Here is a 20,824-nt window from a genome sequence, read left to right on the forward strand (position 1 = left end):
AAAAACCGCCGCCCCTCATGGGACGGCGGTTTTTTCATGCTGACATCGCATCACGCCAGTGACATCAGCCTTCCAGCACCCAGGTCGTCCCCTCACGGGAGTCCTTGAGGATGATGCCCTGTGCGGCCAGCTCGTCACGGATGCGATCCGCCCCCGCGAAATCCTTGGCCTTCTTGGCGGCGGCACGCGCCTCGATCTGCGCCTGGATCTCGTCTTCAGACAACGCCAGTGCCGCAGTATCGCCCTTGAGGAAGACTGCCGGGTCCTGCCCGAAAAGACCCAGCAGACCGCCCAGCGAGATCAGCTCGAAGGCCAGCGCCGGCGCCTGCTGCGGTGCTTCCTTCTTGGCACGGTTCAGCTCGCGTGCCAGCTCGAACAGCACCGACAGCGCACCCGCCGTATTGAAGTCGTCATCCATGGCGGCCACGAAGCGTGCCCGCCAATCGCCTGACACCTCGCCTTGCTCGGGCGTGACAGTCTCGAGCGCATTGTAGAAGCGCTCCAGCGAGCGACGCGCCTCATCCAGCGAGTTGGCTTCATAGCTGATCGCGCTGCGATAGTGGCTGGCCACCAGCAGGTAACGCACCACTTCCGGGTTGTGCTGCTCCAGCACGTCACGAATGGTGAAGAAGTTGCCCAGCGACTTGGACATCTTGTCCTGACCGACACGCACCGCGCCGGCATGCATCCACACGTTGGCGTACTGCTGGCCCGTGGCGGCCTCGGACTGGGCGATCTCGTTCTCGTGATGGGGGAAGGTCAGGTCCGGCCCGCCGCCGTGGATATCGAAGGTGTTGCCCAGGCAGCAGGTCGACATCGCGGAGCACTCGATGTGCCAGCCAGGACGCCCCTCCCCCCAGGGCGACGGCCAGCTGGCCTCGCCCGGCTTGGCAGCCTTCCACAGCACGAAGTCGAGCGGATCTTCCTTGGCTTCCTCGACCTCCACCCGCGCACCGGACTGCATGTCGTCCAGCTGACGGTTGTTGAGCTTGCCGTAGCCCTCGAAGCGGCGCACACGGTAGTAGACATCACCGTTGCTGGCCGCGTAGGCAAAGCCCTTGTCGATCAGCGTCTCGGTCATCGCGATGATGTCAGCGATGTGCGCGGTGGCACGCGGCTCGAGATCAGGACGCAGAATCCCCAGGCGCCCTTCATCTTCATGCATCGCCTGGATCATGCGCTCGGTGAGCGCATCGAAGGCTTCGCCATTCTCGTCGGCGCGCTTGAGGATCTTGTCGTCGATGTCGGTGATGTTGCGCACGTAGGTGACGTCATACCCGCGCGCACGCAGGTAGCGCGTGATGACATCGAAGGCCACCATCACACGCGCATGCCCGATGTGACAGAGGTCATAGACCGTCACGCCACAGACGTACATGCGCACCTTGTTGCCTTCCAGTGGCACGAAAGGTGCCTTGGTCCGGCTCAGGGTACTGTAGATGGACAGTGTGCTCGCGGCATCTTCGAGTGGAATCATTCAGTCATCGCCCTTGGCTACTTTGCTGACAGAAAGCTGTCAGCCTTTCAAAATGGAACGGCCCGCAGGCCGGTCATGCAACTTCGTCACAGAAGGTACAGGATCAGACTGCGGGCCGTGAAGCAGGTCACGAAAGCGTGACGACAGGGCTCCCGCGGGAGCCCGCCGACCATCACCCCTTCTTCTGTGCCTTGGCCCAACCGTCCTTCAGGCTGACGGTGCGGTTGAATACCAGCGCGCCATCGACGCAGTCATGACGATCCGCCACGAAGTAGCCGATACGCTCGAACTGGTAGCGCGTTTCCGGCGCGGCATCGCGCAGACTCGGCTCACCGAAGCCCTTGACGATGCTCAGCGACTGCGGATTGAGGTGCTCAAGGAAATCGACATCCTTGTCACGGTCCGGCTCGGCTTCCAGGAACAGATTCTCGTACTGACGCACCTCGACCGGCACTGCATGCTCGGCGCTGACCCAATGGATGACACCCTTGACCTTGCGGCCTTCCGGGTTCTTGCCGAGGGTATCGAGGTCGACACTGCACCGCAGCTCGACGATCTCGCCGGCGTCATCCTTGATCACTTCATCACAGCGGATGACGTAACCGTTGCGCAGACGCACTTCCTTCTCGGGCGCGAGACGGAAGAACTTCTTCGGCGCGTCTTCCATGAAGTCATCCGCGTCGATCCACAGCTCACGGGTCAGCGGAATCTGACGCGTGCCCATGTCATCACGCGCCGGATGGCCGGGGACCTCGAACACTTCCTCATGGCCTTCCGGCAGGTTGGTCAGCACCACCTTGAGCGGGTTGAGCACGCACATGGCACGCAGCGCGTTGTCTTCCAGGTCAGAGCGAATGGCGTGGTGCAGCATGCCGATCTCGACCATGCCGCCGTCAGCACGGCTCACGCCGATCATGTCGCAGAACTTGCGGATGGAAGCCGCGGTATAGCCACGACGACGCATGCCGGAGATGGTCGGCATGCGCGGATCATCCCAGCCATCGACCACGCCTTCATCCACCAGCAGCTTCAGCTTGCGCTTGGAAGTGACGGTGTAATCCAGGTTCAGACGCGCGAACTCGATCTGACGGGGCGTGCTCGGCACCGGCAGATTGGCGAGGAACCACTCGTACAGCGGGCGATGGTCTTCAAACTCCAGCGTACAGATGGAGTGCGTCACGCCTTCCAGTGCATCGGATTGACCGTGGGTGAAATCATAGGACGGATAGATCTTCCACTTGTCGCCGGTCTGATGGTGGCTGGCATGACGGATGCGGTAGAGGATCGGGTCGCGCAGATTGATGTTGGGCGCGGCCATGTCGATGCGCGCACGCAGCACCTTCTCGCTCTCGCCGAACTCGCCCTTCTTCATGCGCTCGAGGAGATCGAGATTCTCCTCGGGGCTACGCTCACGATACGGGCTGGGACGTCCCGGCTCCTTGAGCGTGCCACGGTATTCACGGATCTCGTCCGGCGAGAGGTCATCGACATAGGCCTTGCCTTCGCGCACCAGGTGCTGGGCCCAGGCATAGAGCTGATCAAAATAATCGGAGGCGAAGCGCACCTTGCCGGCCCACTCGAAGCCCAACCACTCGACGTCTTCCTTGATGGCGTCGATATAGGCCTGCTCTTCCTTGGCCGGGTTGGTGTCATCGAAGCGCAGGTGACAGTCGCCACCCAGCTGTTGCGCCAGACCGAAGTTCAGACAGATCGACTTGGCGTGCCCGATGTGCAGGAAGCCGTTGGGCTCCGGCGGGAAACGCGTGACAACCTTTTCGGCGCGGCCGGCGTCGAGTTCTTCGCGGATCTGGTTCAACACGAAGTTCGGGGCGCTCTGGGTCTCGGTACTCATGAAGTTTCGCTGCACCTCTGTGTGGTTCTTGGGCGTCGTGTTCCGGGACGTCACGGGGACTGGCACTGGGTAGCAGGCGATCGTGACGCGCGCTGGCGTGCGTCTCCGGGGCCTGCCGCCCCCTCAGGCTTTCGTCTCAGGATACAAAGCCGCTATTATAGCGCGACGCCCGCAGGCGATGCCATGAGGCCCCGCCTGCCTGACACTTGAGCAAGACAGATGACCGGGAAATTCGCATGATCGTTCTTCACACCAACTACGGCGACATCACCCTCGAACTCAACCACGAGAAGGCCCCGAAGACTGCGGCCAACTTCGAGCAATACGTGCGTGAAGGCCACTACAGCAACGTCCTTTTCCACCGCGTCATCCCGGGTTTCATGGTTCAGGGCGGTGGCTTTGACACCGACTTCAACCAGAAGCCGACCAACGGCGTGATCGAGAACGAAGCCGACAATGGCCTCAAGAACGACCGCGGCACCGTGGCCATGGCACGTACCATGGATCCTCACTCCGCCAGCGCCCAGTTCTTCATCAACGTCAATGACAACGACTTCCTGAACTTCACCAGCAAGACCAGCCAGGGCTGGGGTTACTGCGTGTTCGGCAAGGTCGTCGAAGGCATGGACGTGGTCGAGAAGATCGAGGCGGTCAAGACCACGCGTCGCGACGGCCACGCCGACGTGCCGGCAGAAGACGTGATCATCACCAGCGCCGAAATCACCGAATAAGCGATTTCCGCTGATCGCGCCTCACCGCGTACCTGCCGCCCGGCCTTGCCTCGTGATATCGAGCGTCAGGCCGGGCGGTTTGCGTTGCTCTCTCACTCGGCCTCTTCCGTCGCCTGCTGCGCATGACGACACCCGCCCCGACCCGTGGACCTGACCATGACTGCCACCACTCTGTTCATCTCCGACCTGCACCTGCAGCCCGAGACTCCCGAGATCGCCCAGGGCTTTCTCGACTACATGGCGCGCCTGGCGACCTGCGAACCTGCGGTGGATCGCCTCTACCTGCTGGGGGATATCTTCGAGGTATGGGTCGGCGATGATTATCGCGACGACTTCATCCAGCGCATGAGCGAGGCCATGCAGCGCGTCTCGGCCCGCGGCACCAGGCTCTACTTCATGCACGGCAATCGCGACTTCCTCATCGGCGAGACCTTCGCGGCCGAGGCCGGCGTGACCCTGCTGCCCGACCCGAGCGTGATCGAGCTCGACGGCGAGCGCGTGCTGCTGATGCATGGCGACAGCATGTGTACCCGCGATGAGGCTTACATGAAGTTTCGTGCCATGACGCGCGACCCTCAGTGGCAGGCACAGATTCTGGCCATGCCGCTGGAGCAACGACTGGCGCTGGCCCAGTCACTGCGCATGCAGTCCGGCGAGACCAATAGCGAGAAGGATGAGGCGATCATGGACGTCACGCCCGAGGAAGTGGTTCGCGAGATGCGCGAGCACGGCGTGCGCACCCTGATCCACGGCCACACCCATCGCCCGGCGGTACATGAACTCGAGATCGATGGCGAAGCGGCGCGCCGCATCGTGCTGGGCGACTGGCGCCCCGATACCGCCTTCGACATCATTGCCTGCGGCCAGGGACCGACCCTGCGGGAATTCGCATTGCCACTGAGTGATGCGATCACCCACGGCTGATCGCTCGCAACGCCCATGAAAAGCCCCCGTTGCCTTGAGTGGCAACGGGGGCTTTTCCTTGTCCAGCCTCGGCTTGCGAAGCGACTGGCGCCGTTCAGAGTCTGCTCAGCCCGGAGCGCCGGGCGTGCGCGTCAGGCCGGCGAGGACGCCTTGCGACGCGCACGCCCTTCCACCGCCTCCACCAGCTGATGCCACCCCAGTACCGCGGGTGCATCCGTTGCCGGCAGCTCATCCAGCAGTGCCTTGAGGCGCTCGCAGCGCTCGGCATCCTGCGCATCGACCAGCCTCAACCAGGCAGCGAGTCCCATTGCTTCATGATGCGGATTTTCCTGCTCGATGGAGTAGGCCAGGCCCTGCTCGATCAAGGAACGCACCTTCTCGCTCGGCAGACCTTGAGCGGCACGCAACGCGGCCACCAGGTAGCTGACCTCTGCCAGATAGAAGGAATTGCGCTCCTGAGCCACCAGCAGCACCTTCTCCATGTACTCTTCGGCCGCCGAATGCTCACCCAGCGCCATCACGGCATCCATGTACCAGAGATTGGGCCGCTGATGCCGCTCACGCCCGGTCAGCTCGGCGAACTCGTTGATGCTGGACTGCAGCATCGCGAGCCCGTCGCGGTCGCCGTTCATCGCCCGCGCCCAGCCAAGCACGCCATGCGCCGCCATGTGCCAGAGGTGCAGATCCGCTGAGCGGGTCAGCTCCAGCGCCCGCTCGGCACGCTGGGTGGCCAGATGGGTATGCCCCAGCTGACGATAGAGCGAGGTGGAGAACATCAACGCCATGGCCAACGAGCCCGGCTGACCGATGGCCTCCGCCATGCGGATGGCCGCCTCGGCCTGCTGCTCGGCCTGCACGTAATCAAAGCGCAGGCAGGAAGTCCAGCTCTGCAGACATGCCGCTGCCACCTGAGGGTGATCACTGAACGGCAACCATTCGAGCACCATGGGATTGTGGACCGGATCGATCTCATCGAGATGCTCACCTGCCACGCGTACGCGACCGGCCCAGAATTCGCAGTGTGCCCGCGCATAGTCGGCCAGACGACGATAACGCCCATCCGACAGCTCTTCCGCCAGATCACTCAGGCCCGAGGCCAGCGCGAAGGCATCCGCATGCGCATGGCGCTCACTGCAACCGACCCACAGTCCCCACTTCACGATGAAGGCCTGCTCGAGATCCGGCTCATCATCTTCCAGCAGCGCCGGACTGTTGAGCAGATTGCGCGCCTGCACAAAGCTCTCGTGCGCGATGCGGGAACCATGCCCTTCCAGCGCGAAGCCGGCCTGGCCGCGCACGGTCAGCAGGCTCACCTCGCGCTCCTCCTGCCCTTCGACATGCTTGAGACACGCCAGACCACTGTCGGCCATCTTGAGCGCGGTACGGTTGGCGCTGATCTTGAGCGCTTCACGTGCCGACAGCTCGAAATAGCGCGCAGCACGACTGAAGTTCTGTGACTTGCGCAGATGGACGGCGAAATAGCCGGGGTGACGGCTGATCCAGGCAGGATGCTTGTCCTCGATGAGGGCCACGACCTGCAGGTGAATACGGCGACGCACGTCACGCGGGCAGGACAGATAGGCCGCTTCCTGGATCAGCTGGTGGGTGAACTGATAGTCGAATTCACTATCGTTGCCACAGGCCTCGATGATCTCCAGACGCTGCATGCTCTCGATGGAACGCTTGAGGCGCCCTTCCTCGAATTCGCAGCTCTGGCGCAGGAAGCTCAGCTTGAAGACACGTCCCAGCACGGCGGCGGCGTGGGCCACATCGCGGCCTTCTTCCAGCTGGTCGATACGGCTGGACAGCAGGCCGATCAAGCCCTTGGGCAGCTCGTCGAGCTGCACCGGACGCCCCTCACGGCGATCCATGTCGAGACGACGACAGATCTCCTGCAGGTAGAGCGGCACACCATCGCAGCGCTCGATGAGCTGGCTGCGCATGCGCGGGCTGAGATGCAGACGATAGCGACGCGACAGATGCGACAGCAGACGCGAGACCTGCATCGGGTCCAGGCGACCCAGCGAGATATGCTGGTCCCAGTTGAGCTTGACGGCGAGGCTGTCGCGGCCGTTGTGGCTGGCCGCCAGCATGAAGCCGATGTTGATGGGCAGGCGCGCCTGCAGTCCCGCCAGCACCTTGAGCGACGGTTCATCGAGCCACTGCAGGTCGTCGATCATCATCACCAGCGGACGCAGGCTTGCCGATTTCTCGATCACCAGATGCAGCACACGCACCACACGCTCGACCGTCTCGCTGCTCTGGATCAGGGATTCATCTTCCGAGGCCTCCTCCGCGGTCCCCAGCACCGCATGGAAGGAGCGACGCACGTCCTCGTCGAGAGCCTGCAAGGCCTCGGAGGATTCAAATACCTGTTCGACGCCATCACGATCCACATGACCATCGAGGCGCCAGCGCATCAGGGTGCGCACCACGCTGTAGGGTTCCAGCTGCGAGAGGCGAGTCGTCGGCATCCAGCACAGGCCCACGTCCTGACTCTGTTCGAGCTGCCGGAAGTTGACCATCAGGGCCGACTTGCCCATGCCGGAGTTGCCGCTGACCAGCACGCTCTGACGCAGCCCGATACTGGCACGCGCCAGCGCATCGCGCAGACGGCGCAGCTCGCCTTCACGTCCGATCAGTGTCGGCAGTGACGCCTCACGATGCCCCACGCCGCTGCTCAGGACCAACGCGCGCAGACGCACTCGTCCGTCCGCTGCCAACAGGCGTGACGTGAGACGTGGCTGCAGATCCAGTGCGGGAGGCATGTGCTGACTGGCCTCCTGGGAAATCACCAGCTCGCTGCCTTCGGCCGCCGTCATCAATTCCAGGGAATACTGGGTCACCTGGCCAAGTGGGTCGGCCAGCTGACGCTCCGGCAGATAGATGACCTGCCCGGAGTGGAGACCCGCCGACAGCGAGAAGACCGGCGGCTTGCCTTCGCCATCCCAGATCCGCTCGATCTCATCCGGCATCGCCTTGCTGCAGTGCTCATAAAGCGCCACGAGCTCTGCCAGCTGGTGGGCCGGGCCATGCGTGCCGAAGCACGCCAGGCCGACGCCACCCGTGGCACCCGGCAGCCAGAAACCGCCCAGGTGGTGGCATTGCTGCTCCAGCCAGCGCAGCAGCTCGATCTGCAGGGTCAGACTGGCGCGGGCCCAGACGCGATCGCGATGACTGTCCTTGACGCTGAGGCGAATCGCCATGACCGACAGCTGACGGTGGTCGATCTCATCTTCACGCAGCGGCGCGCTGTCCAGCGACAGCGTGCGAGAAATGGCGCCCTGCGGCGTGAGCGCGCCCATCTGCTCGCTCTTGCCATCGGACCAGTAACGCGCCAGCTGCAGGAATCCCGGATCAGGCTGCTGACCGGAGAGTGCCAGCTGTTGCAGGAAGGCATTGAACTGCTCATGCGCCGCAGCCGACTGACCATCTTCCGCGAGCTGACGTACCAGGCGTTCATGGAAGGGGCCATATCCGGAGAAGCGGCTCACCAGGGTTCGCAGCACGTCGTCCGGGACCGGCTCATCGGTCGCCAGTACTCGCTCGGCATACTGGATGACGCGCTGACGCCATTCGCCGCGCACCTTGATCATCCAGCGCTGGAATTCCGGGCACTGGGTCAGGGCAAGCTCTTCGACGAGATCGCCCCGGTAGAGTCCCAGCACCTCGTTGAGCGTCGCCACCGAGGGCGGCGCCAGCAACAGGCCGTTGAGCTCGTCGAGATCCAGCTCCCAGTAATCCGGAATCGACAGCGCGATCGTCTGACGTGAGACCGTCAGAAGATTGTCGGCCTCCTCCCCCAGGCTCTGACGCAGGCAATGCAGGGCATGGCGCAGGTTGGTGCGGCCCGAGGACAGCCCCTGATCCGGCCATAGCAGCTCTGCCAGCCCCGCCCGCGAGACGGCCTGATCATGCAGCAGAAGATGCAGCAACAGTGCCTTGACCTTGTCGTAGCTGAACTGCGTCAGCGTGTCATCGCCCAGGGTCAGCTGGAAATGTCCCAGCAGCGCCAATTGAGCTTGACCAGATGTTTCCTGCGTCATGTGTCATCCATTTCAAAGTCGCGAACGAAACGCCAGCCCAGCCATGGCGCCGGAGGTCCCCTGTTCTTGAGCCTTGCCTTGTGTCTGTACTGCCTCAACTCACCTGGCTTGAGGCGTTTTCCACCCGATTCGTGACGGGGATGCCGCTGTGGAAACGGAAGCTGACATCAGGACGTTCGATCAGCTCCTTCTCCACCGCACGCAGTACCGCAAGACGGGATTCCAATGGTTCCTTGCTGTAACGCTCGGCCAACATGAGGTAATCCTCATAATGGCGTCCCTCAGACTTAACCAAAGTGCGATAGAACTTTGCAAGCTCGGGCTCAAGATACGGGATCAGACGCGCGAATCGCTCGCAGGACCGTGCTTCGATCAATGCCCCGATCAGCAGGATATCCACCAGCCGCTGAGGGTCCTCCTTGCGCACCTGCTGACGCAGTCCTTCTGCATATCGGGAAGCCTTGATATGACGATAGACGATTCCACGCCTTTCCATCAGTCCTACCACCTGCTCGAAGTGCAGAAGCTCCTCTCGAGCCAGCTGTGACATCTTGCTCAGCAGCAAGGGGTGGTCCACATAGCGGTACATCAGACTCATCGCGGTGGAGGCCGCCTTCTTCTCGCACTGCGCGTGGTCGATCAGCAACAGCTCAGGATTGTCGAGCGCCGCCTCTACCCAGGCGTGCGGTGTACGGCAACCGAGAAAGGCCAGCAGGGAGTCCGGCAGCAGTGCATCGGTATCCTCGTTGCTCGGCCCCTGCGGCGCCTTGATGACGCGTGAAAGCTCATGGGCCATCCGAGCGTCATGCTCATCCGTCGCGAAACGCTCGCGGTCAGTCATCAGGGTCATGCCATCGTCCATCATGTCAGTCTTTTCTCTTGCCAGCGTCATCTTGCGTTGCATCAGAAGGATGACCTGCCGGACTCACTTCATTATTGGCCCGCTTTGCCGCTTCCACCATGATTTCATCGTTTATTCGCGAAAAAAGCTGTTCCGGCTCAAGTTCTTCGCCACCACTGCACGGCGTGATGCCATAGGCAGAGAGGTCACGGATCCTGGTGCGTCCCACCCGCAGAAGCTCCACCGCACGTGACAGCGCCGACTGATCCTCACGAAAACGAATCCGGTGGCGCGTCAACTGTTCCGCCAGCGCCGCCTCGTCATGCACGTACAGCCAGCGCCCGGCGACGTCACTGCGCAGCGCATCCAGCTCGCGCATACGCTGCGTGCGCTGCTCACTGTCATACCCGAACCAGTCGAGGATCTCCTGGTCATGGCGCTGGCATCCACGACAGACGTTGTCACCCACCGTGGTGGAACACACCCCGACGCAGGGAGAAAGAATACGGCTCATGCTGCCCTCGGCTTGCGGCGAAATTTCAGGAAAAAGGATAACAGCATCATACCGTGCACCTGCTGAGCTCGACAGCGGTGCCCGGAGACCGTAAGGCTCGAGTCACCTCGACGCGACATCGGGCGATGCGTGCCGCGCCATGCCTGAAGCGCGACAAAGAAATGCAATATCAAGCTGTTAAGGTCGAAATGGCGCCCTGGATGACGACCAAAGTCTCAGCCCCCACACGGGGGTGCTCCTTAACATTGTCGACAAAGTTGAGTAGACTCGCGTTCGCCCCGTAGCGCCTGATTCGCTCGCAATAAGACGCTTGAATTACCCGCAAGAAGCCTCGGGATGTCTCTGCCGGTTCGCGTGACGACTGGCACACGCATCTCGACACGATTACAGATGAGGGTCTCCCACGTGCTTGAAGCCTACCGTCAACAGGTTGAAGAACGCGCCCAGCAGGGCATCCCGGCGAAGCCGCTGAATGCAGAGCAGACCGCTGATCTGGTCGAACTGCTCAAGAATCCGCAGGCCGGTGAAGAAGAGTTCATCCTCGACCTGTTCACCAATCGCATCCCGCCGGGCGTCGATGAAGCCGCTTACGTCAAGGCTGGCTTCCTGACCGCCATCGTGCGTGGCGAAGCTTCTTCACCGCTGATCGACAAGACCCACGCCACCAAGCTGCTCGGCACCATGCAGGGCGGCTACAACATCGCCACGCTGGTCGAGCTGCTGGACGACGAGTCCATGGCCAAGGAAGCCGGCGAACAGCTCAAGCACACCCTGCTGATGTTCGATGCCTTCCACGATGTCGCCGAGCGCGCCAAGGCCGGCAACACCGTCGCGCAATCCGTGCTGCAGTCCTGGGCGGACGCCGAATGGTTCCTGTCAAAGCCCGCCCTGGCGGACAAGATCACCCTGACCGTCTTCAAGGTGCCGGGCGAGACCAACACCGACGACCTATCCCCGGCACCTGACGCCTGGTCACGTCCGGACATCCCGCTGCACGCCAACGCGATGCTCAAGAACCCGCGTGATGGCATCATCCCGCAGGAAGAAGGCGTCATCGGCCCGCTGGCCCAGATCGAGGAAGTGAAGGCCAAGGGCTTCCCGGTCGCCTACGTCGGCGACGTGGTCGGTACCGGCTCCTCACGCAAGTCCGCCACCAACTCCGTGCTGTGGTTCTTCGGTGACGACATCCCGAACGTGCCCAACAAGCGCGCTGGCGGCTTCGTGTTCGGCAACAAGATCGCGCCGATCTTCTTCAACACCATGGAAGATGCCGGTGCCCTGCCGGTGGAAATGGACGTCGAGAAGATGGCCATGGGCGATGTCATCGACATCTACCCGTATGAAGGCAAGGTCTGCCGTCACGACACCGACGAAGTCATCTCCACCTTCTCCCTCAAGACGCAGGTCCTGCTGGACGAAGTGCGTGCTGGCGGCCGTATCCCGCTGATCATCGGTCGCGGTCTGACCGACAAGGCACGTACCGAGTTGGGACTGGACGCCTCTGACGTCTTCCGTCTGCCGGAGCAGCCGAAGGATACCGGCAAGGGCTTCACCCTCGCGCAGAAGATGGTCGGCAAGGCCTGCAACATGGAAGGCGTGCGTCCGGGCATGTACTGCGAGCCGAAGATGACCACCGTCGGCTCCCAGGACACCACCGGCCCGATGACTCGCGACGAGTTGAAGGATCTGGCATGTCTGGGCTTCCAGGCCGACCTGGTGATGCAGTCCTTCTGCCACACCGCCGCCTACCCGAAGCCGGTCGATGTCGAGACTCACCACACCCTGCCGGACTTCATCATGAACCGCGGCGGCGTGTCGCTGCGCCCGGGTGACGGCATCATCCACTCGTGGCTGAACCGCATGCTGCTGCCGGACACCGTCGGTACCGGTGGTGACTCCCACACCCGCTTCCCGATGGGCATCTCCTTCCCGGCAGGCTCTGGCCTGGTGGCCTTCGCCGCCGCGACTGGCGTGATGCCGCTGGACATGCCGGAATCCGTGCTGGTGCGCTTCAAGGGCAAGCGTCGCCCGGGCATCACCCTGCGTGACCTGGTCCACGCCATCCCGCTGTACGCCATCAAGCAGGGCCTGCTGACCGTCGACAAGTCCAACAAGAAGAACGCCTTCTCCGGCCGCATTCTGGAAATCGAAGGTCTGGAAGATCTCACCGCAGAGCAGGCCTTCGAGCTGTCTGACGCCTCTGCCGAGCGCTCCGCCGCGGGCTGCACCATCACGCTGTCCGACGAGAGCGTGACCGAGTACCTGACGTCCAACATCACCCTGCTTAAGTGGATGATCGCCAACGGTTACGGCGATGCCCGTACCATCGAGCGTCGTATCGCCGGCATGGAAGAGTGGCTGGCCAACCCGAGCCAGATGCGTGCCGACAAGGACGCGGAATACGCCGAGATCATCGAGATCGACCTCGACGAGATCGATCAGCCGGTGTTGTGTGCCCCGAACGACCCGGACGATGCGCGTCTGCTGTCCGACGTGGCCGGCCAGAAGATCGACGAGGTCTTCATCGGCTCGTGCATGACCAACATCGGTCACTTCCGTGCCGCCGGCAAGCTGCTCGAGAAGCAGCCGGCCGGTAGCCTGAAGACCAAGCTGTGGCTGGCACCGCCGACCAAGATGGACCAGCACCAGCTGACCGCCGAAGGCTATTACGGCATCTACGGCCGTGCCGGCGCGCGCATGGAAATGCCGGGCTGCTCACTGTGCATGGGTAACCAGGCACGTGTGGCTGCCAAGTCCACCGTGGTGTCCACCTCCACGCGCAACTTCCCGAACCGTCTGGGCGACGGCGCCAACGTCTTCCTGGCGTCTGCCGAACTGGCCGCCATCGCCGCGGTCATCGGTCGTCTGCCGAGCGTCGAGGAGTATCAGGGCTACATGGGCGAATTCGATGCCATGGCCGGCGAGATCTATCGCTACCTGAACTTCCATGAGATCGAAGAGTTCCAGAATGCCGCCTCCAACGTGATTCCGGTCACTCAGGAAGCCTGATCAGGCGAGGCGCCGGGCTCCAATGTCCGGCGCCTCTCTGGACAGCAGCCGTCACTGGTCACGCCAGAGCTGCCAGCGAGACAACGAAACGGGCCGCCCCATCAGGGACGGCCCGTTTTTTCATGCCTGGCGTTTCGCCCGCCGCCCGAGACGGCCTGACGACCTGCTCGGCCTAGAACTTGTAACCGACAGAGGCCGTGAAGGCATCTACCTGATAGTCGCTGTCGAAGTCATAACGCTCGTATTCGGCACGGATCAGGAACGGATCGAGATTGACCTGGGCACCGGCACCATAGACCGGGTCGAAGCCGTCATTGTCCTTCAGGTCGACACTGGAATCGCCCAGATTGCCATCGACATCGGTTTCCCACTTGGCCATGCCCGCCTTGGCGAACAGCGAGAAGTACTGGCCGATCGGCAGGATACCCACCACGTTGACGCCGTAGGCCTTGGACTTGAGATCGGTATTGCCGAAGTCATTGCCCTTGAGCTGAACGGTCCCGAGATCCGTATAGAAGGCTTCGGTGGCGAAGTACGGGTTGTACTGATAGCCCACGAAGGCCTTGTAGACGTTGTCGTCATCATCCACGTCGAAGTCATCACTGCCGGAGTCGATGAAATCGCCGGCCTCATCGGAATCATCGTTCTTCAGGCTGGAAAAACCGGTACCGGCACCGATATAGAGCCCTTCGGTGGCATTGCCTGCCGCCTGGGCGTGTCCACTGAGCGCCAGAGCGAGAGCGGCGAAGGAAACGGTGGCCAACGGGGCGGCCAGAAGACGTGACTTGCTCATGTGTTGCTCCTTGATCCAATGGGCGGCACAGGCGGATGCCTGCCAGAGGCAGTCTGGTTCAACGTCGCCTGCCATGGGTGCAGGAGCATCGTGGTAGATATCGAACGGTGTTTCAAGAGTGGCGTTTTCACTACTTCCCACGTCGCCAGTCAGCAACATGCCCTCGTGACCCTCCCGTCCCTCGCTTGCACGCGCCCGAGGCCCGCTTAGCCCTTCGCACAGGTGCAAAGCCTTGGCGTATCGGGCATTCTCGACGTTGTGGCATTGCAGCAATCGCCAGCGCTCCGTCCCCAAGCGACCCTCACCGGGCCGCCCAGCACAAGGAATCCGACATGACGCACTCCATCTCCACCCCCGATCTCTGCGATGAGTTCCCTGATGTGCAAGTCCTCGAGCCCCTGTTCATCAACTACGGCGGCGTCGAGTCCTTTGGTGGCGAAGTCGTGACCATCAAGTGCTTCGAGGACAACTCGCTGGTCAAGGCGGCAGTCGCGGAACCCGGTGCAGGGCGCGTGCTGGTCGTCGATGCCGGTGGCTCGATGCGCTGCGCCATGCTGGGCGACATGCTCGCCGAGCAGGCCGCCAAGAGCGGCTGGGCCGGCGTGATCATGTATGGCTGCATCCGTGATGTCGACGAGATCCACGCCACCCAGCTCGGCGTGCAGGCACTCGGCTGCTACCCGCGTCCCAGCATCAAGCGTGGCGAAGGCCAGCGCGATATCCCGGTCACCTTTGCCGGTGTCACCATCGTGCCGGGCGACTTCCTCTACGCCGACAACAACGGCATCGTCACCTCGAAGGAAGCGCTGATTCGCACCCAGCCGACGCCCTGACCGGTTCCCGACCACCGGTCGAACCGTTCAAGCCCCCAATGAAAACGCCCCCGCAACCGTTCTGGCTGCGGGGGCGTTTTCCTGTCAGTCGTGTCTGTCTCAGCGCACGCTGACCGGCTCACCTGATGCGGTGTCCTGGCGCTCGGCGACCGCATCATCGGCACGCGCAAAGCGATCCACCACGGCGGCGCAGGCCGCGTCACCGGTGATGTTGAGCGCGGTACGCGTCATGTCGAAGATACGATCCAGCGCGAACAGCAGCGGCAGGCCCTCGATGGGAATGCCGGCCGCCAGCAGCACGGCAACCACCAGGAACGACGGCCCCGGCACGCCAGCCTGACCGATGGCACCCAGGGTTGCGGTGAACACGATGGCGGCGTAGGCGGAGAAGCCGAGATCGACGTTGAAGACCTGGGCGAAGAACATCGCCACCAGCCCGTAATAGATGGCGTTGCCGCTCATGTTGATGGTCGCGCCCAGCGGCAGCACGAAGGCCGTCGTGGCGTTCTTCAGGCCCAGCTCCTTCTCGCAGACTTCCATGTTGACCGGCAGGGTCGCCATGGAGGACGCCGTGGACAGCGCGACGGCCTGCGGCTTCTTCATCACCGACAGGAAGCGACCCAGCGGCACGTCAGAGCCGAACTTGACCACCAGCGGGTAGAACACGAAACCGTAGATGAGGATGGCGCCCATGTAGACGAGGAACAGCTTCATCACCAGCGTCAGTACATCGAAGCCGAAGGTGCCGACGGCATCCGCCATCAGACCGAAGACGCCGATCGGCGCGATCAGCATCACCACATTGATCATCCACACGAAGGCCTCGATGACGGTATTCAGGCCTTCGATCAGCGGCTTGCCACGCTCGCCGGTCTTGGACAGGCCAATGCCGAGAAACAGGCAGAACACCAGAATCTGCAGGATGTTGGCATCGGTGAGTGCGCCGAAGATATTGGTCGGCACCATGCCCAGAATGGTATCCATCACGCCCGGCACGCTGCCCTTGTCGGCGTAGGCGTTGGAGAACATGCCCTTGGCGCTTTCCAGATCCACCCCACTGCCCGGCTGGAACACATGCCCCATCACCAGCGCCAGCATCACCGCCACGGCTGAGGTGAGCATGAAGAAGGCGAAGGTGGAGAGACCGATCTTGCCGGCAGAAGGGCTATCGCCCAGATTGGCGGCTCCCGACACGATGGAGACCGCGATCAGCGGTACCACCAGCATCTTGATCAGGTGAATGAAGAGCTCACCGAGTGGCGCGAACATCGCGGCGCTCTCGCCCATGTAAGCGCCTACACCAGCGCCCAGTATCATGGCGATGACTACCTGGACGCCGATGTTCTTCCATAAAGACTGTTTCACGTTACGACTACCTTGGATTGTGTCTGAAAGGTCGGTTGTTGCGTGCCACCGCATTGCTGGCTACCGGTGAGGCCTGCCGTCATGGTCACCATGGATGCATGGCCACCATGGATATTGTGGTCAGCGGGGTGGCTGGGATTATAAATGACTGCCTTTTCCACACGAGGCAGGATGATCATCATTTAGTCGCGGATTCGAGATCATTTTGTTGCTATTTGTTACGAACTGACATGCTTCTGCCGGTTTCTACACCATTGGTCTAGTGTCGCGAGCTGACCATCCATTCAGTTTTCGGGCGAGAAAATGAAAAGCGCCCACCGCACATGATGTGCAGTGGGCGCTAGATCAGCCGGCGACTGGCGCCAGCATCTGGTAGTGCGCCAGCCTAGGGCCTCTCACGGGGTCAGATACCGAGGCTGGGCATCACATCCGCTCGCGAGCGGGATCAGGCCAGTTCCTTGTCCGCCAGCATGAACCAGGTTTCCAGCACGGAATCCGGGTTGAGGGAGACGCTGTCGATGCCCTCTTCCATCAGCCACTTGGCCAGCTCCGGATGATCCGACGGCCCCTGGCCGCAGATGCCGACGTACTTGCCCTGCGCCTTGCAGGCACGGATCGCCATCGACATCAGCTGCTTGACCGCCGGGTTACGCTCATCGAAGAGGTGAGCGACGATGCCGGAGTCGCGATCCAGCCCCAGGGTCAGCTGGGTCAGGTCGTTGGAACCGATGGAGAAGCCGTCGAAGTGCTCGAGGAACTGATCCGCCAGCAGCGCGTTGGTCGGCAGTTCGCACATCATGATGACGCGCAGACCGTTCTCGCCACGCACCAGGCCATTCTCGCCCAGCAGCTTGATGACCTGTTCCGCCTCGCCGGTAGTCCGCACGAAGGGCACCATGATCTCGACGTTGGTCAGCCCCATCTCGTCACGCACACGCTTGAGCGCACGGCATTCGAGATCGAAGCAGTCGCGGAAGGTGTCGGACACGTAGCGCGAGGCGCCACGGAAGCCCAGCATCGGGTTCTCTTCGCCCGGCTCGTACATCTTGCCGCCGATCAGGTTCTCGTACTCGTTGGACTTGAAGTCCGACATGCGCACGATGACCTTCTGCGGGTGGAAGGCGGCCGCCAGGGTGGAGATGCCCTCGACCAGCTTGTCGACGTAGAAGTCGACCGGACTTGCGTAGCCGGCGGTGCGCGCATCGATGGTCTGCTGCAGGTCGATGGGCAGGGTGGCGTAGTCGAGCAGCGCCTTGGGGTGCACGCCGATCATGCGATTGATGATGAACTCGAGACGCGCCAGGCCCACACCGGCATTCGGCAGACGCGAGAAGCTGAAGGCGCGGTCCGGGTTGCCGACGTTCATCATGATCTTGAACGGAATCTCCGGCATCTCGTTGACGCTGGTGACGGTGCGATCGAAGTTGAGGATGCCGTCATAGACATGACCGGTATCGCCTTCGGCGCAGGAGACCGTCACTTCGCGGCCTTCGGCGAGCACCGAGGTCGCGTCGCCACAGCCGACGACGGCCGGAATACCCAGCTCACGCGCGATGATCGCCGCGTGGCAGGTACGGCCGCCACGATTGGTGACGATGGCGGAAGCGCGCTTCATGACCGGTTCCCAGTCCGGGTCGGTCATGTCAGTGACCAGCACGTCACCGACCTGCACCTTGTCCATCTGCTCCGGGTTGTCGATCACGCGTACCGCGCCCTGGCCGATACGCTGGCCGATGGCACGCCCCGTCACCAGGGTCCGGCCCTTCTCGCGCAGCTGGAAGCGCTCGAGATTGCCGCCCTCTTCCTGGCTGACGACCGTTTCCGGACGCGCCTGGACGATGTAGAGCTTGCCGTCATCGCCGTCACGCGCCCATTCGATGTCCATCGGACGCTGGTAGTGCTTCTCGATGATCATGGCCTGGCGCGCCAGTGCCTCGACATCGGCGTCGCTGATGCAGAAGCGATGACGCTCCGGCACCGGCACGTCGACGGTCTCCACGGAACGCCCGGCGCTGGTGTCGTCGGTGTAGACCATCTTGATCAGCTTGGAGCCCAGGTTGCGGCGCAGCACCGCCGGGCGGCCGGCGGCCAGCGTGGTCTTGTGGACGTAGAACTCGTCAGGGTTGACCGCGCCCTGTACCACGGTCTCGCCCAGGCCCCAGGAGCCGGTGACGAAGACGGCGTCGCGATAGCCGGATTCAGTGTCCAGGGTGAACATCACGCCGGAAGCGGCCGTCTCGGAGCGCACCATCTTCTGCACGCCGGCAGACAGCGCGACCAGCGAGTGATCAAAGCCCTTGTGCACGCGGTAGGAGATGGCGCGGTCGTTGAACAGTGACGCGAACACCTCGTGCACCGCACGCTTGATGTTGTCGAAACCTTCGATGTTGAGGAAGGTTTCCTGCTGACCGGCAAAGGAGGCGTCCGGCAGGTCTTCCGCGGTGGCGGAGGAGCGCACGGCGACCTTCAGGTTCGGGTGTCTGGCCTGCAGCTCGGCATAGGCACGTTCCATCTCGGCCTCGAAGGCCGGCGGCAGCGGCGTATCGATGATCCACTGACGAATCTCGGCACCGACGCGCGCCAGTTCGACCACGTCATCCACATCGAGAGCATCGAGGGCGGCATTGATACGCTTGTCGAGGCCTTCGTGAGCCAGAAACTCGCGATAGGCAAAGGAGGTAGTCGCAAAGCCGCCGGGCACGGTGACACCGGCATCGGCCAGATTGGAGATCATCTCACCGAGCGAGGCGTTCTTGCCGCCAACGCGATCAACATCGTTCATGCCGAGCTGATCGAAATCGACGACGTATTCGGATGTGGCTTGCTGTGACAAGGGAACCCCCTGGTACCAATGGATGGAAACGAATGACCGATGGAGGACGTTGAACCGCCTTCCGTTCAGCAATGACGCCACCCTAACAAGCTCTCTCTAGTATTAGCCATTGGTCTAACCGGCTAGTCAGTGGAGGAGGACTACAACCCTGAGACTGTTTCAGGCGTTCTGTCGCCATCGTCGCCGAACATGTCGACAAGCCAGAAACGGCCGCTACAGGAATGTAGTCATGGGCCGCTTTGCCGGAGAACGGGAACACGAGATTTCCCATATCGCGCCACTGGCCATCCGCCGGATATTGCAAGCACGACAGTGAACGCCGACACTTGGGACTTCACGAGACGACACCCTGCGCCGGGCTGTGTCTTCGATTCGTTCTTCACGAGTGCCCGTCATGACCCGAACCGCCTTCTTCATTTCCGATGGAACCGGTATCACCGCCGAGACACTGGGACGCAGTCTGCTGGCCCAGTTCGAGAACACCGACATCCGCATGGTGACCAAGCCCTACATCGACTCCTCCGAGAAGGCCACGGCGCTGGTCAAGGCCATCGAGAGCGCCCACGCCACGGACGGTGAGCGCCCCATCATCATCGACACCATCGTCGATCAGGACATCCGTGACATCATCTCGGAATCCTCCGGTTTCAAGGTCGATATCTTCTCCACCTTCCTCAAGCCACTGGAAGAGGAGCTGGATACCCACTCGTCCTACAGCGTCGGCAAGACCCACTCCATCGGTCAGGATGATGTCTACATGAACCGCATCGATTCGGTGCATTTTGCCCTCGACAACGATGATGGAGCGCGCACCCACCAGTACGACAAGGCCGACGTCATCCTCATCGGCGTCTCACGCTGCGGCAAGACCCCGACCTCGCTGTATCTGGCCTTGCAGTTCGGCATCCGCGCGGCCAACTACCCGCTGACCGAGGATGATCTCGACGAATCCGGCACCCTCAAGATGCCGGCGTCACTGGCGCAATATCGCCACAAGCTGTTCGGACTGACCATCGACCCGCGCCGCCTGGCTGCCATCCGTACCGAGCGTCGCCCCAACAGTCGCTACTGCTCGATCGACCAGTGTCTGCAGGAAGTCGAGCAGACCGAGGCGCTGTTCCGCCGCTCCAAGGTGCCCTACATCGATACCACGCGCTTCTCGATCGAAGAGATCTCGACGCGCATGATCGCCGAGACCGGCCTGGCACGCCGCTTCTCACCACGCTGATACCCGTCGCTACGTTACGCCCCCAACAACACACATCGACCACAACACCCCCCCCTACTCACGCAGGAAGTCTCCCCATGTTCCACACCAACCACTACTTCGACGGCCAGGTGGCCTCCATCGCCTTCCAGAGCGCAGATCTGCCTGCCACGGTCGGCGTGATGGCCATCGGCGAATTCGTGTTTTCCACCAGCCAGCGCGAATACATGACGCTGATCAGCGGCGACATGCAGGTACTGCTGCCGGGCGCGGAAGAGTGGTACCAGCTTGCCGCAGGGGAAAGCTTCATCGTCGAAGCCAACCAGAGCTTCGAGGTGCGCACCACGGTCGAGTCCGCCTATCTGTGCAAGTACGAAGACGCTTAAGGCACTGGGCAAC

General features: G+C 62.3%; 14 protein-coding genes. 6 read left to right on the plus strand and 8 right to left on the minus strand.

Translation table 11 applies throughout. The annotated features are described in order from the left end of the window. Positions 1–64: 64 nt before the first annotated feature. Both cysS and BOH68_RS12580 read right to left on the minus strand, forming a co-directional pair. The gene (cysS, locus tag BOH68_RS12575) at positions 65–1,447 is read right to left on the minus strand and encodes a cysteine--tRNA ligase (RefSeq protein WP_077375600.1); all 1,383 of its coding nucleotides are present in this window, start codon (positions 1,445–1,447) and stop codon (positions 65–67) included. A gap of 202 nt (positions 1,448–1,649) precedes the next feature. Then, entirely contained in the window at positions 1,650–3,329 is a 1,680-nt protein-coding gene (locus BOH68_RS12580; RefSeq protein ID WP_077374771.1) for a glutamine--tRNA ligase/YqeY domain fusion protein, read from the minus strand. Between the two features lie 236 nt (positions 3,330–3,565). Between BOH68_RS12580 and BOH68_RS12585 the strand changes: the two genes are divergently transcribed. Together BOH68_RS12585 and BOH68_RS12590 are read left to right on the plus strand one after the other, a co-directional pair. Next, complete coding sequence (locus BOH68_RS12585; protein WP_043331309.1) at positions 3,566–4,060, plus strand: peptidylprolyl isomerase; 495 nt, start codon at positions 3,566–3,568, stop codon at positions 4,058–4,060. Between the two features lie 156 nt (positions 4,061–4,216). Then, on the plus strand, positions 4,217–4,984 hold the full coding sequence (locus tag BOH68_RS12590; RefSeq protein WP_077375603.1) for a UDP-2,3-diacylglucosamine diphosphatase: 768 nt from the start codon (positions 4,217–4,219) through the stop codon (positions 4,982–4,984). Positions 4,985–5,115: 131 nt separating this feature from the next. Here BOH68_RS12590 and BOH68_RS12595 read toward each other — a convergent pair whose 3' ends face one another. The 3 genes from BOH68_RS12595 to BOH68_RS12605 all read right to left on the minus strand — a co-directional run bounded on the left by BOH68_RS12595 (position 5,116) and on the right by BOH68_RS12605 (position 10,385). Next, complete coding sequence (locus BOH68_RS12595; RefSeq protein ID WP_077374774.1) at positions 5,116–9,030, minus strand: AAA family ATPase; 3,915 nt, start codon at positions 9,028–9,030, stop codon at positions 5,116–5,118. Between the two features lie 94 nt (positions 9,031–9,124). Then, positions 9,125–9,826 (minus strand): tRNA-(ms[2]io[6]A)-hydroxylase, encoded by a 702-nt coding sequence (gene miaE / locus BOH68_RS12600; RefSeq protein ID WP_077375606.1) that lies wholly within the window; start codon positions 9,824–9,826, stop codon positions 9,125–9,127. Between the two features lie 70 nt (positions 9,827–9,896). Continuing rightward, on the minus strand, positions 9,897–10,385 hold the full coding sequence (locus tag BOH68_RS12605) for a DUF1289 domain-containing protein (RefSeq protein ID WP_077374777.1): 489 nt from the start codon (positions 10,383–10,385) through the stop codon (positions 9,897–9,899). A gap of 405 nt (positions 10,386–10,790) precedes the next feature. On the opposite strand from BOH68_RS12605, the gene acnB reads away from it, so the two are divergent. Then, a complete protein-coding gene (gene acnB, locus BOH68_RS12610; RefSeq protein WP_077375609.1) occupies positions 10,791–13,394 on the plus strand; it encodes a bifunctional aconitate hydratase 2/2-methylisocitrate dehydratase in 2,604 nt (867 codons plus the stop codon). 172 nt (positions 13,395–13,566) lie between these two features. Here the strand turns inward: acnB and BOH68_RS12615 are convergent, their stop codons facing one another. Beyond that, on the minus strand, positions 13,567–14,187 hold the full coding sequence (locus BOH68_RS12615; RefSeq protein ID WP_077374780.1) for a porin family protein: 621 nt from the start codon (positions 14,185–14,187) through the stop codon (positions 13,567–13,569). 332 nt (positions 14,188–14,519) lie between these two features. Here BOH68_RS12615 and rraA point away from each other — a divergent pair, with 332 nt between their 5' ends. Next, positions 14,520–15,020, plus strand: a complete 501-nt coding sequence (gene rraA, locus BOH68_RS12620) for a ribonuclease E activity regulator RraA (RefSeq protein ID WP_077374783.1) — start codon at positions 14,520–14,522, stop codon at positions 15,018–15,020. A 99-nt stretch (positions 15,021–15,119) separates the two neighbouring features. Here the strand turns inward: rraA and BOH68_RS12625 are convergent, their stop codons facing one another. Together BOH68_RS12625 and ppsA are read right to left on the minus strand one after the other, a co-directional pair. Then, the gene (locus BOH68_RS12625) at positions 15,120–16,385 is read right to left on the minus strand and encodes a dicarboxylate/amino acid:cation symporter (RefSeq protein ID WP_205632738.1); all 1,266 of its coding nucleotides are present in this window, start codon (positions 16,383–16,385) and stop codon (positions 15,120–15,122) included. Positions 16,386–16,830: 445 nt separating this feature from the next. Next, positions 16,831–19,218 (minus strand): phosphoenolpyruvate synthase, encoded by a 2,388-nt coding sequence (gene ppsA, locus BOH68_RS12630; protein ID WP_258038219.1) that lies wholly within the window; start codon positions 19,216–19,218, stop codon positions 16,831–16,833. 394 nt (positions 19,219–19,612) lie between these two features. On the opposite strand from ppsA, the gene ppsR reads away from it, so the two are divergent. Together ppsR and ppnP are read left to right on the plus strand one after the other, a co-directional pair. After that, the gene (gene ppsR / locus BOH68_RS12635; RefSeq protein ID WP_077374789.1) at positions 19,613–20,446 is read left to right on the plus strand and encodes a posphoenolpyruvate synthetase regulatory kinase/phosphorylase PpsR; all 834 of its coding nucleotides are present in this window, start codon (positions 19,613–19,615) and stop codon (positions 20,444–20,446) included. Positions 20,447–20,523: 77 nt separating this feature from the next. Beyond that, positions 20,524–20,811 carry a pyrimidine/purine nucleoside phosphorylase gene (gene ppnP, locus BOH68_RS12640; RefSeq protein ID WP_077374792.1) on the plus strand — a complete coding sequence of 96 codons (288 nt, stop codon included), beginning with the start codon at positions 20,524–20,526 and terminating at the stop codon, positions 20,809–20,811. Positions 20,812–20,824 lie beyond the last annotated feature (13 nt).

The sequence above is a fragment of the Cobetia sp. MM1IDA2H-1 genome, assembly GCF_002916775.2.
GTDB lineage: Bacteria > Pseudomonadota > Gammaproteobacteria > Pseudomonadales > Halomonadaceae > Cobetia > Cobetia marina.